Raw genomic sequence first — 13118 nt, forward strand, 5'->3', positions numbered from 1 at the left:
GTGGGTCAACAGCGGATCCGGCATCCGCTCGTCATCCGGCGACCCGGCGCTATGCCGACGGCGAACACGGGCATACTGCCTCCGCACGGTGGTTACTCTCGATGTACAGGCGCGGAGACCGTCGAGGGATCCTCGCTTCGCCCCAGTGCGAATAAGGAGTCACAGCATGTTCGAGAGATTCACCGACCGAGCCCGTCGTGTGGTCGTCCTCGCCCAAGAAGAGGCGAAGATGCTCAACCACAACTACATCGGCACCGAGCACATCCTGCTCGGTCTCATCCACGAGGGCGAGGGCGTCGCCGCCAAGGCGCTCGAGAGTCTCGGCATCTCCCTTGACGCCGTCCGCGAGCAGGTTCAGGACATCATCGGCCAGGGTCAGCAGCAGCCGACCGGCCACATCCCGTTCACGCCGCGCGCCAAGAAGGTGCTCGAGCTCAGCCTCCGCGAGGCGCTTCAGCTCGGCCACAACTACATCGGCACCGAGCACATCCTGCTCGGTCTCATCCGCGAGGGCGAGGGCGTCGCTGCACAGGTGCTCGTCAAGCTCGGCGCGGACCTCAACAAGGTGCGCCAGCAGGTCATCCAGCTCCTGTCGGGTGCGCCCGGCCGCGAGCCGGCGTCCGTCGGCGCCCAGTCCAACGACACCCCTGCCGCCCAGGGCGGTTCGCAGGTTCTCGACCAGTTCGGTCGCAACCTGACCCAGGCGGCGCGCGACAACAAGCTCGACCCGGTCATCGGGCGCGAGAAGGAGATCGAGCGGGTCATGCAGATCCTCTCCCGCCGCTCCAAGAACAACCCCGTGCTGATCGGCGAGCCAGGCGTCGGCAAGACCGCCGTCGTCGAGGGCCTCGCGCAGGCGATCGTCAAGGGCGATGTGCCCGAGACGCTGAAGGACAAGCAGCTCTACTCGCTCGACCTCGGCTCGCTCATCGCCGGTTCCCGCTACCGCGGCGATTTCGAGGAGCGCCTGAAGAAGGTCACCAAGGAGATCCGCACGCGCGGCGACATCATCGTCTTCATCGACGAGATCCACACCCTGGTGGGTGCGGGGGCCGCCGAGGGCGCGATCGACGCCGCCAGCATCCTCAAGCCGCTCCTCGCGCGCGGCGAGCTGCAGACCATCGGCGCCACCACGCTCGACGAGTACCGCAAGCACTTCGAGAAGGATGCCGCGCTCGAGCGCCGCTTCCAGCCGATCCAGGTGAACGAGCCGAGCCTGCCCCACGCGATCAACATCCTCAAGGGGCTGCGCGACCGCTACGAGGCGCACCACAAGGTGCAGATCACCGACGGCGCGATCGTCGCGGCGGCGAACCTCGCCGACCGCTACGTGTCCGACCGCTTCCTGCCCGACAAGGCCATCGACCTGATCGACGAGGCCGGCGCCCGCCTGCGTCTGTCGATCCTGTCGAGCCCGCCGGAGCTGCGCGAGTTCGACGAGAAGATCGCCAAGGTCCGCGAGCAGAAGGAGATCGCCTCCGAGGAGCAGGACTTCGAGAAGGCCGCATCGCTGCGCGACGAGGAGAAGAGCCTCCTCGCCGAGCGCCTGCGCCTCGAGAAGCAGTGGCGCTCGGGTGACGTCGCGACCCAGGCGGTCGTCGACGAGGGCCTGATCGCCGAGGTGCTCGCCCAGGCCACCGGCATCCCCGTGTTCAAGCTGACCGAGGAGGAGTCCTCGCGGCTCGTCTTCATGGAGAAGGCTCTGCACCAGCGCGTCATCGGTCAGGAGGAGGCCATCGCGGCCCTCTCCAAGACCATCCGTCGTCAGCGTGCCGGACTCAAGGACCCGAAGCGCCCCTCCGGCTCGTTCATCTTCGCCGGCCCCACGGGCGTCGGAAAGACCGAGCTCGCCAAGGCGCTCGCGGAGTTCCTGTTCGACGACGAGGCCGCTCTCATCTCGCTCGACATGAGCGAGTTCGGTGAGAAGCACACCGTCTCGCGTCTGTTCGGTGCCCCTCCCGGGTTCGTCGGATTCGAAGAGGGCGGTCAGCTCACCGAGAAGGTGCGCCGCAAGCCGTTCAGCGTCGTGCTCTTCGACGAGATCGAGAAGGCGCACCCGGACATCTTCAACTCGCTCCTGCAGATCCTGGAAGAGGGTCGTCTGACCGACGGCCAGGGTCGCGTGATCGACTTCAAGAACACCGTCATCATCATGACCACCAACCTCGGTGCTCGTGACATCGCCGGTGGTCCGGTGGGCTTCCAGATCGAGGGCAGCAACGCCACGACCTACGAGCGCATGAAGGGCAAGGTCAACGAGGAGCTGAAGCGCAACTTCAAGCCCGAGTTCCTGAACCGTGTCGACGACATCATCGTGTTCCCGCAGCTGAACAAGGAGGAGCTGGTGCAGATCGTGGATCTGTTCACCAAGCGCCTCGGCGAGCGCCTGCTGGACCGCGACATGACGATCGAGCTCTCGCTGGCCGCCAAGGAGCGTCTCATCGAGATCGGGTTCGACCCGGCTCTCGGCGCCCGGCCGCTGCGTCGCGCGATGCAGCACGAGGTCGAGGACCGTCTGTCGGAGAAGATCCTGCACGGCGAGCTCAACCCCGGCGACCACGTGAAGGTCGATGCGAAGGACGGCGAGTTCCTGTTCGAGCACGGTCCGCGCGGCGAGAAGGTCGCGGTCGGCGTGAACACCGGCGGCGGCGAGATCTCGGCCACACCGGACCTCGCGATCACCGGCAACGACTGATCACGCACCACGAGAGGGGCGGATGCTGCGGCATCCGCCCCTCTTGCGTACCCGGCGTGCGATCAGGCGGACGGTTCTAGGCTGGACGGGTGAGCGAGTACATCGTCCGGCCCGCGCGGAGTGTCGACGTCGTCGGCATCCGCGATCTCCTGCAGCCCATGGTCGAGCAGCGCATCCTGCTCGGCAAGGACCTGGCCGTGCTCTACGGCGCCGTGCAGGAGTTCGTCGTCGCCGAGGCCGATGGGGAGCTCATCGGATGCGGTGCCCTGCACGTGTTCTGGGAGGACCTCGGCGAGGTGCGCACGCTCATGGTGCGTGAGGACTGGCTGCACCACGGCGTCGGTCGAGCGATCGTCGACCGTCTCGAAGAGCAGGCGCGCGGACTCGGACTCAGCCGGCTCTTCTGCCTCACCTTCGAGGTCGACTTCTTCGGCCGTCGCGGCTACACCCCGATCGGCGAGCAGGTCGTCGACTCCGACGTCTACTCCCAGCTGCTCCGCAGCGGTGACGCGGGTGTCGAGGAGTTCCTCGACCTCGCGCACGTCAAGCCGAACACGCTCGGCAACACGCGGATGCTCAAGCGGCTCTGATCGCGTCGATCTGAGGATCGGCGTTCCATCGGATCGTCCATATACTTCCCTGTTCGCACCATGGGGGTGTGCTCGGGGCGCGGATAGCTTCGTGGCAGGACCATGCGTCCTGTCGTCGATGGAGCGATGTCGGCGGCTCGCTGCTGCACGGAGGACCCTCAGATGAACGACCGCCGCCCCGACGTCGGATCGACCATGGACCCGCCCGCGACGGAACCCCGCATCGATCGCAGGATCGTCCTGCCCGAGGCGACCGGCGCAGCGCGCGAGGCGCTCGACCGCGGCGACGCGGTCGCGTGGAGCGAGCCGCTGCAGATCCGCACCTACGAGGCGGGGGAGGCGAGCATCCATCCGCTCTACCTCGACCAGCGGGTGTACCAGGGGTCCAGCGGCAAGGTCTACCCGATCCCGTTCACCGAGCACATCGCCGACGAGCCGGTGATGCGCGAGTGGCAGGCGATCCACCTCGAGAACGAATACGTGCGTCTCGTCGTGCTGCCCGAACTCGGCGGCCGCATCCACATCGGCTTCGACAAGACCACCGGCTACGACTTCTTCTATCGGAACAACGTCATCAAGCCCGCGCTCGTCGGTCTCGCGGGCCCGTGGATCAGCGGCGGCGTGGAGTTCAACTGGCCCCAGCACCACCGACCGGGAACCTACCTGCCCGTGGAGGCGACCATCGAGAACGCCGACGACGGGTCCGTCACGGTGTGGTGCCACGACCACGACCCCTTCACCCGCATGTCGGCGCAGCACGGCATCCGTCTGCGCCCGGGCAGCTCGGTGGTCGAGCTCGTCGCCCGCCTGCACAACCGCACGAGCGAGCGGCAGTCGTTCCTCTGGTGGGCGAACGTCGCGGCGCGCGTGCACGACGACTACCAGTCGTTCTTCCCGGAGGACGTTCGCTACGTCGCCGACCACGCGCGACGCGCGCTGACGGCGTTCCCGCGGGCCGATCGTCCGTACTACGGCGTCGACTACCCGGCGCTGGCGGCCGAGCGCGAGGGCGCCGACCGCATCGACTTCTACCGGAACATCCCTGTTCCGACGTCGTACATGATCGTCGACTCGCAGCAGGACTTCTTCGGCGGATACGACCACGCCGCCGGCGCCGGGTTCGTGCACTGGGCGGAGCGCCGCCACGCGCCCGGCAAGAAGCAGTGGACGTGGGGCGACGCGCCGTTCGGCCACGCGTGGGATGCGCAGCTGACGGATGCCGACGGCCCGTACGTCGAGCTCATGGCCGGCGTCTACACCGACAACCAGCCCGACTTCGCGTGGCTGCTGCCCGGCGAGACGAAGGTGTTCTCGCAGTACTGGTACCCGATCCCCGCGATCGGGGCGGCTCACCAGGCGACGCCCGACGCCGCCGTGCACGTCGAGCGGGGAAGCAGGGTCTCCGCACGGTTCGCCGTGACGAGCCCGCGCCCGGGTGCCGCACTCCGCATCCTCGACGGAGAGCGCGTCGTCGCCGAGCGCACAGCGGATCTCGTGCCGGGCGAGCCGCAGGCTCTGGATTCGGACGCTGCGCCCTCACCGGATCTGTCGGTGGAGCTCGTCGACGCCGACGGCACACTGTTGGTGCGCTGGGCTCCGTCCGACGCTCCCGACGAGGAGCCGTGGGTGGCCGAGGAGCCGCCCGGCCCCGACGAGATCGACAGCGTCGAGGAGCTCTACCTCACGGGTCTGCATCTCACGCAGAACCGGCACCCCACGCGGTCGCCGCTGCCGTACTGGCGCGCCGCGTTGCGGATCGATCCGGGCGACGCCCGTACGCGCCTCGCCCTCGCCGACCGCGCCTACCGGGCTGGCCGGTTCGAGACGGCGCTGGAGCATGCGCGTGTCGCGATCGCCCGCCTGACCCGCCGCAACGCGAACCCGACGGACACGGAGGCGTACTACCTCGCCGGTCTCGCGCTCGCCCGCCTCGGTCGAGAGGACGAGGCGCAGCGCATGTTCGGCAAGGCGGGCTGGGACGGCGCCTGGGCCGCGGCATCCGGCGTCGAGCTCGTGCGTTCGCTGCTGCGCACCGGGCGGGTGCGTGCGGCCCTGCGTGTGCTCGACCAGCTCGACGCGACCGTCGGCCACGACACCCGTCGCATCGCGCTCCGCGCGCTGGCGCTGCGCGCGCATGGAGACCTGGTTCAGGCGAGTGCGATCGCGGCGGCGGCGCTGACCGTCGACCCGCTCGACGCCACGCTGCGCGTGCTGGCCGGGCAGGACCTCGACGACGACGCCGGGCTGCTGCTGGACGTCGCCCTCGACCTGACGCTCGCCGGCGCAGGCGATGACGCGCTGCCCCTGCTGGACGCCGTCGTCGCCGCGCCCGTGCGGCGGTCGGGCAACGTGCGTCCGGTGGCCGATTACATCGCGGCGGCGATCCTCGACGATCGCGGCGAACCCGCGGAGGCCGCCCGCCACCGCGCCAGGGCCCGCGCCGCGGACCAGCGCTGGGCCTTCCCGTTCGGCCTCGACGCCCTGCAGGCGCTCGAGCGTGCGGTCGCCGCGGACCCGTCCGACGCGGTCGCTCTCTCGCTCGTCGGCATGCTGCTGTACGCGCACGGCCGCCGACGCGACGCGGCCGTCGCCTGGAACCGCGCGATCGACAGCGGGCACCGGGATGCCGTGCTGCTGCGCAACGCGGGGCTCGCCGCCTACAACGTCGAGCACGACGCGGAGCGCGCGTGGGCGCTGTACGGCCAAGCGGTCGAGCTCGCCCCGCACGACGCGCGCATCCGCTACGAGCAGGACCAGCTGGCCGCGCGCCTCGGTCACGACTCGGCGGAACGGCTCGCCGCGCTGCGCCCGGTCGAGGAGCTCGTGCTCACGCGCGACGACTTCACGATCGAGTACGTGCGGCTGCTCGTGGCCGACGGCGACGCCGCACACGCCCACGGCATCCTGCTGACCCGATCGTTCCGACCGTGGGAGGGCGGGGAGGGGCAGGCGATCGCCGCGTGGGATCTCACGCTCGACGCGCTCGGAATGCCGCGCGCCGACCCGCCCGTGACGCTCGGCGAGGCCCGAGCGGCCTACGTGCCGCCGGTCGCGAGGCGCGACGACGGGGTCACCGACTACTTCGCCACGAGCCTGCCCGAGCTGCTGCTGTTCACGCAGGAGGCGGAGGACGACGCGTGAGCACGCCGCGCTCCGGCATCCGGGTCGATCTGTCCGCGGGGCCGTACAGTGCGTCCATCGCCAGCGTCGGTGCGACGCTGCGGATGCTGCAGCACGACGGCGCCGACCTGATCGTGCCGTTCGCCGCCGACGAGCTGCGCCCCGCGATGCGCGGAGCGCTGCTCGCGCCGTGGCCGAACCGCATCGGCGACGGCGAATACGCTTTCGGCGGGGAAGCGCACCGGCTCGTGCAGAACGAGCCCGAGACCCGCACGGCCGCGCACGGTCTCGTCGCCTGGACCGACTTCGCGGCGGTGGAGGCGGACGCCGACCGGGCAGTGTTCTCGGCGGTCGTCGCCCCGCAGCCCGGGTATCCCTGGCGGCTGCGCATCGACGTGGAGTTCCGGCTCGGGATCGACGGGCTCGCGCAGGAGGTCACCGCGACCAACGAGAGCGACACCGCTGCGCCGGTCGGGCTCGGTGGGCATCCCTACCTCACGGCAGGGGCTGCGGGGCAACGCTCCATCGACGCGCTGACCTTCGAGCTGGACGCCGCGCGCGTGCTGCTCGTGACTGAGGATCGGATGCTCCCCGATCGCCTCATCGCGGTCGCCGACGGTGCCGGGAGCCGCGACTTCCGGCACCCCCGACGCCTCGGCGGCACCGTCGTGAACAACGCGTTCACCGGGCTGTCCCGCCGCGACGGCCGCGCCAGGGCGCGCCTCACCGACGACGAGGGCCGCGGTGCGGAGGTCGAGTGGGACGAGCGATGCCCCTGGGTCCAGGTCTACACGGCCGATCACGGCGTCGACGTCGATCACCGGGTCGGCCTCGCCGTCGAGCCGACGACCTGTCCGCCCGACGCGTTCCGCTCCGGTCGTGACCTCCTCGTCGTGCCGCCCGGCGGGTCGGTGGGTGCGGGGTGGGTGATCCGCAGCGTCGGACGGTGAGGCGCGGCATCCGTCTCCTTCGTCGCCGCGCTCAGCCCTTGTGCTGAGCGCGGTAGCTCGTCGGGTTCACCCCGTGCAGGCGTCGGAAGTGCCGCGAGAAGTACAGCGGGTCGGTGTACCCGACCGCGGTCGCGATCTCGCGCACCGACAGCGAGGTGGTGTCGAGCAGGTTGCGGGCGTGGCTCATGCGCAGCGACGTGTGGAACGCAGCCGGACCGCTGCCCGTGGCCTGCCGGAACAGTGCGCTCAGATGAGACGGCGACATGCCGACCAGCGCCGCGAGCTCCGCGACCTGGATGTTCCCGTCGACACGCGATTCCAGGTACCGCATCGCGCGTTCCAGAGCTGACCCGTCACCGGGGAGGATGCTGTCAGCGGCGATCCGTGTGAGCAGATTCCAGGCGATGCCCGAGGCGACGAGCAGCTGCGGGGGCGACAGCCGCCTCTCCAGCACCGTCACAAGCTCATCGAACAGGGCGACGACGCGGTCGAGCGACCGCAGGCGCGTGATCGGAGTCTGCCGCCCGAGCGTCTGCACGGCGAGCTCCGTGGCGTCGGTCCCGCGTACGTGGAGCCACCAGATGCTCCACGGGTCCTCGTCCGAGGCCTCGTACGAGTGCGGGGTGCCGGCCGAGATCGCGATCGACGTCGACGGGGTGAGCATGTGTGTCTCGCCGCCGATCGTCACGGTGCCGCGTCCGGCCACGCACAGCAGCACGACGGTCTCGGCCGCCCCTCGAGAGCGCACACGGCGGTGTCCTCGCGCGAGCGGGAAGTATCCGGCGTCCGTGACGAGCAGCCGACGCGTGCCGGCGGTGGTGAGGGCGGTGTCGACGAGCGGCCGGGGCAGCACGCACAGGCGCTGATGCTCGAACCCCTCCATCCGGTAATGCGGGGGAGGGATGATCGGCGTCTCGTCCATGAGCTGTCCTGGGGGTCGGCGGTGACACGGGCCGCCGTAGCGGTCGATAGTGCCAGGCTAATGCTCCGTGCCGTTCACAGCGCGAGCAGGTATCTGTGAACACCGGTGTGGTGGAGTCAGAGGAACGTCCATATGATCCGTTTGATCGTCCTCCATTCCCGGCGATCCGGCGGGGTACGGTCGATCTGTTCCGCACACCAGCCGGTCGCCCTGGCCGGTCACGCACGAAGACGAAGGAGTCTCAATGTTCGCCACCCGCAGCCGCCTCTGGGCGCGGACCGCCGCCGGCGGCGCCGCCGTCCTCGCGCTCGCAGCGCTCACCGCCTGTTCGTCCGGAATGGAGACCGCCGAGCCCGCCGGCGGCGGCGGAGGCACGTCGGACGGTCCGCTGACGATCGCCCTCATCCAGAAGCAGGGCGACCAGCAGTACTTCATCGACGAGGCGAACGGCGCGAAGGAGGCGGCGAAGGAGGACGGCGACGTCACGATCAACGTCGTCGACGTCAGCACCGACTCGAACAAGGCGATCTCCGAGGTCGAGGCCGCGATCGCCCAGGGCGTCGACGGCATCATCATCGTCGTCCCCGACACGCAGATCGGCCCGCAGGTGATCCAGCTCGCCGCCGACGCCGGCATCCCGCTCATGGCCGCCGATGACCCGATCGTCGACGCGAAGGGCGACGCCGCTCCGTTCACCGGCTTCGACGGCACCTCGATGGGCGAGAAGGTCGGCGCGGACGCCGCCCGCCTCTACCAGGAGGCCGGATGGACGGCTGCCGACACCCGCATCCTCTCCGCCTACAAGCAGGACCAGCCGAACTGCGTCGAGCGCGTCGACGGCGCGATCGACGCCTTCTCGCAGGCGGTGGCCGATGGGCCCGAGGTCATCGAGGTCGGCACCGACAACTCCGCCACCGATGCGCAGGACAAGGCCGGTGCCGTGATCACCGCGAACTCCGGCGTGAAGCACTGGGTCGTCTGGGGCTGCAACGACGAGAACGAGACCGGCGTCGTCACGGCGCTGCAGAACGCGGGCGTCGCCCCAGCCGACATCATCGGTGTCGGGCTGGGCGCCTACCTCACCTGCAAGGACTGGAACGCGGGCCAGGAGACCGGCAACAAGTCGGCGCTCTTCATCTCGGGCGTCGAGGTCGGCAAGGCCGCCGTCACCTCGATGATCGACCTGCTGCGCAACGGCACCGAGCTGCCGCCGAAGACCGTCGCGAACACCGAGATCGTCGATGCCTCCAACTGGGAGGAGAAGGGCGTCGTCTGCACCTGACGTCTCTCCCGCGGGGCGGCCGAGCGTACGGCCGCCCCGCCTTTCCGGCATCCGATCACGAGAGGACACCATGACCGATCAGGCCGTCGCGCTGCGCGCACAGGCGATCACCAAGTCGTTCGGCCCCGTGCGCGCACTGCGCGGCGTCGAGCTCGAACTCCGGGCCGGCGAGGTCACGGCGCTCATGGGCGAGAACGGGGCCGGCAAGTCGACGCTCCTCAAGATCCTCGGCGGTGACTACCAGCCCGACGGCGGCGAGCTGTCGATCGGCGGAGAGGCGGTGTCGTTCTCCGGCCCCGCCGACGCGCGGGATGCCGGGCTCCGCGTCATCGCGCAGGAGCCTGAGATCGTGCCCTGGGTCTCGGTTGCCGAGAACATCTACATCGGCGCGCTCGGCGCCGGCGGATTCCGCCGCAGCCGCCTCGAGCGCACCGCCACCGAGGAGCTGCGCCGCTGGGGCTTCGACCGCGTCATCGACGCCCGCACGCTCGGAGCAGATCTGTCGCCCGCGCAGCGCCAGATCGTCGAGATCATGCGCGCCGTCATCGCGCGGCCGAAGGTGATCTGCTTCGACGAGCCGACCTCGTCGCTCGGCGACGAGGAGGTGACCCTGCTCTTCGCGCTCATCCGCCAGCTGCAGGAGGAGGGCGTCGCGATCGGCTACGTCTCGCACCGCATGGGTGAGATCTTCCAGCTCGCCGACCGCATCACCGTGCTCCGCGACGGTGCCTACGTCGGCACCAAGACCGTCGACGAGACCGACCACGACGAGCTCGTGCGCATGATGGTCGGTCGCGACCTCACCCAGTTCTTCCACCGCGAGCCCGCGGCCCCCGGCGGAGTGGTGCTGGAGCTCGACGGGGTGTCGAACGAGTTCGTGCAGGATATCTCGCTCTCGGTGCGGGCCGGCGAGGTCGTCGGCATCGCGGGCCTCGTCGGCGCCGGACGCAGCGAGCTCATGAAGACCATCGCGGGCGACCTGCCCGTCGACGGCGGCGCGATCAGGGTCGACGGAAAGGCCAGGCGATTCCGCAGCCCCCGCGACAGCATCCGCGCCGGCATCGGGTTCGCGCCCGAGGAGCGCAAGGCCGAGGCGCTGCTGCTCGAACGCAGCGTGCGCGACAACGCCGCGCTCGCCGTGCTGCGCTCCCTGTCGCGCTGGATCTTCGTCAAGGACTCCGCCGAGACCGCGCTCGCGCAGGGCTACGTCGACTCGCTCCGCATCCGCACCCCCAGCACCGAGCAGCTGGTCGGACGCCTCTCCGGCGGCAACCAGCAGAAGGTGGTGCTGGCGCGCTGGCTCGCAACGGCACCGCGGATGCTGCTGCTCGACGAGCCCACGCGCGGCATCGACGTCGGCGCGAAGGCCGAGATCTACGCGATCATCGACCGCCTGGCCCACGAGGGCGTCGCGGTGATCGTCGTCTCGAGTGAACTCCCCGAGGTGCTCGGCGTCTCGGACCGCATCTATGTCATGGCCCACGGCCGGATCACGGGAGAGCTCCCGCGCGCCGAGGCAACCGAAGAGAGCATTCTCGCGCTCGCGATGGACGAGGAGGTCGCCGCATGAGCGACAAGATCGACAACCCGGATGTCAAGACGGGCGCAGCCGCGGCGGCCGCCGTCGAGCGGCCCGCGACCGAGCGGCCATCGCTGGTGCGTCGTGTGCTCGGGGGAGTGGGGGTGCAGAACGTCTCGCTCATCCTCGCGATCGTGCTCGTCGTCGCCGTCATCGGGCTGCAGAACCCGCTGTTCTTCAGCGTCGCGAACCTCAAGGTCATCGGCACGGCCATCGCGATCATGGGACTGCTGGCCGTGGTGCAGACCATCGTCATCATCCTCGGAGCGCTCGACATCTCGGTCGGGTCGATCGCGGGTCTCACCTCGGTGACCTCGGCGATGATCTTCACGGCGGCGGGGCCCGTACTCGGCGTTGCCGGCGCCATCGGCATCGGCGTGCTCTGCGGGCTCGTGAACGGCTGCATCATCGTGTTCGGACGCGTCAATCCCGTGATCGCGACCCTCGCCACCCTCGCGGCGTTCAAGGGCATCGCGCAGCTCATCTCCGACGGCCGCGCGCAGGGGTACACCGGCGCCGACCCGTTCTTCGTCTTCCTCGCGCGCGGCGCGATCGGCGGCATCCCGACCCTCATCCTCGTGCTGCTGCTCGTCGCGCTGCTCGCGCACATCGTGCTGCGGTACACGTCGGTCGGTCGCAACATCTACGCGGTGGGCGGCAACAACATCGCCTCCCGTCTCGCCGGCATCGACATCAACCGCTACATCATCGGCGTGTACATGGTCACCGGTGCCGTGGCGGCGATCGCCGGCATCCTCATCACCGCCCGCACCGGGTCGGGTCAGCCCATCTCGGGCTCGGAGGGACTGGAGCTCCAGGCCATCACGGCCGCGGCGCTCGGCGGCGCGGCGCTCAAGGGCGGCAAGGGCACGATCTCGGGGACGATCCTCGCCGTCATCCTGCTGGGGGTGCTGACGAACGGCATGACGATCCTCGGAGTGAACTCGTTCTGGCAGAACGTCGCCCAGGGCGCGTTGCTCGTGATCGCCGTCGTGATCCAGCAGCTCCGGTCCGGCGAGCGGCGCATCGGGATACCGGGCTGAGGCTCCGGGGGATCGACAGGTCGATCGCTTAACCTGGAGTCATGCCCCGTCAGTCCGCCGCCGTCTATCGTCGTCGCCGACTGGTGGCGATCGTCGGACTGATCCTGTTCCTCGCCGTCATCGGCATCGCGGTGTGGCTGCTCGTCTCCCGGCCGTGGGCCAGCGCGGCCGAGACCGTCCCGCCCGCGAGCCCGTCGGCGACACCGACCCCGACGGTCGATGCCACTCCCGCCGACACTCCATCCGCGGACCCGTCGGAGGAGCCGGTGGCGGAAGAGACGCCCGGCGTCGTCGCCTGCGAGGCGAAGGACGTCGTCGTCGCGGCCGTCACGGACGCCGACACGTACGCCGCCGGCGAGCTGCCGAACCTGTCGATCTCGCTCACCAACAACGGCCCCGCCGACTGCACCATCGACGTCGGATCGAGCACCCAGGTGTTCACGGTCTCGAGCGGCGCCGACGTGTGGTGGCGGTCGACCGACTGCCAGGAGAACCCGAGCAGCATGATCGCGACGCTCGCCGCGGGCGCGACGGTCACCAGCAAGGTGCCGGTGGTGTGGGATCGCACGCGCTCGAGCGTCGAGACCTGCGCGCAGGAGAACCGACCGCGCGCTCCGGGCGGCGGATCGTCGTACCACGTGGCCGTCGAGATCGGCGGGTTCGCCGGCGCTGCGACCAAGCAGATCCTGCTGTATTGAGCCCGGAACCTGCGCCTGACATCAGGAGGCTCGCCCGAGATCAGGACCCTCCGGACCGAAACCTCCTGATTTCGGGTCACCCTCCTGATCTCGGGAAGCGTCTGTACTGAATATCGATGCAGTTTTCCGGCGTGTGTCCGGCGCATGAATACCGACCCCGGTTCAGCTTCGAGAGTGACGGCGGGGCTTCTTTGGGATACCATTGACACGGCTCTCCAGATCTTGCGGCACCATGCCAT

General features: G+C 69.8%; 9 protein-coding genes. 8 read left to right on the plus strand and 1 reads right to left on the minus strand.

The window, feature by feature from the left end:
• Nucleotides 1-166: 166 nt before the first annotated feature.
• From AUC47_RS06445 to AUC47_RS06460, 4 genes are all read left to right on the plus strand, one after another.
• Nucleotides 167-2695 (plus strand): ATP-dependent Clp protease ATP-binding subunit, encoded by a 2529-nt coding sequence (locus AUC47_RS06445; RefSeq protein ID WP_096714394.1) that lies wholly within the window; start codon nucleotides 167-169, stop codon nucleotides 2693-2695.
• Between the two features lie 89 nt (nucleotides 2696-2784).
• The gene (locus tag AUC47_RS06450) at nucleotides 2785-3285 is read left to right on the plus strand and encodes an amino-acid N-acetyltransferase (RefSeq protein WP_096714395.1); all 501 of its coding nucleotides are present in this window, start codon (nucleotides 2785-2787) and stop codon (nucleotides 3283-3285) included.
• 162 nt (nucleotides 3286-3447) lie between these two features.
• A complete protein-coding gene (locus AUC47_RS06455; protein WP_143740707.1) occupies nucleotides 3448-6426 on the plus strand; it encodes a DUF5107 domain-containing protein in 2979 nt (992 codons plus the stop codon).
• Nucleotides 6423-7355 carry an aldose 1-epimerase family protein gene (locus tag AUC47_RS06460; RefSeq protein ID WP_096714397.1) on the plus strand — a complete coding sequence of 311 codons (933 nt, stop codon included), beginning with the start codon at nucleotides 6423-6425 and terminating at the stop codon, nucleotides 7353-7355. The genes AUC47_RS06455 and AUC47_RS06460 overlap by 4 nt, the downstream gene beginning before the upstream one ends.
• Before the next feature lie 31 nt (nucleotides 7356-7386).
• On the opposite strand, the gene AUC47_RS06465 is transcribed toward AUC47_RS06460, so the two are convergent.
• On the minus strand, nucleotides 7387-8277 hold the full coding sequence (locus AUC47_RS06465) for an AraC family transcriptional regulator (RefSeq protein WP_096714398.1): 891 nt from the start codon (nucleotides 8275-8277) through the stop codon (nucleotides 7387-7389).
• Between the two features lie 244 nt (nucleotides 8278-8521).
• Between AUC47_RS06465 and AUC47_RS06470 the strand changes: the two genes are divergently transcribed.
• From AUC47_RS06470 to AUC47_RS06485, 4 genes are all read left to right on the plus strand, one after another.
• Complete coding sequence (locus AUC47_RS06470) at nucleotides 8522-9559, plus strand: substrate-binding domain-containing protein (RefSeq protein WP_096714399.1); 1038 nt, start codon at nucleotides 8522-8524, stop codon at nucleotides 9557-9559.
• A gap of 70 nt (nucleotides 9560-9629) precedes the next feature.
• Nucleotides 9630-11129, plus strand: coding sequence for a sugar ABC transporter ATP-binding protein (locus AUC47_RS06475; RefSeq protein ID WP_096714400.1), 1500 nt, complete (start codon nucleotides 9630-9632; stop codon nucleotides 11127-11129).
• Nucleotides 11126-12181: an ABC transporter permease gene (locus AUC47_RS06480; protein WP_096714401.1), complete on the plus strand. Its 1056-nt coding sequence runs from the start codon at nucleotides 11126-11128 to the stop codon at nucleotides 12179-12181. The genes AUC47_RS06475 and AUC47_RS06480 overlap by 4 nt, the downstream gene beginning before the upstream one ends.
• Nucleotides 12182-12222: 41 nt before the next feature.
• Complete coding sequence (locus AUC47_RS06485; protein WP_096714402.1) at nucleotides 12223-12879, plus strand: hypothetical protein; 657 nt, start codon at nucleotides 12223-12225, stop codon at nucleotides 12877-12879.
• The last annotated feature ends 239 nt before the right edge of the window (nucleotides 12880-13118 follow it).

Source organism: Microbacterium sp. SZ1, assembly GCF_002362255.1.
Taxonomy (GTDB): Bacteria; Actinomycetota; Actinomycetes; order Actinomycetales; family Microbacteriaceae; genus Microbacterium.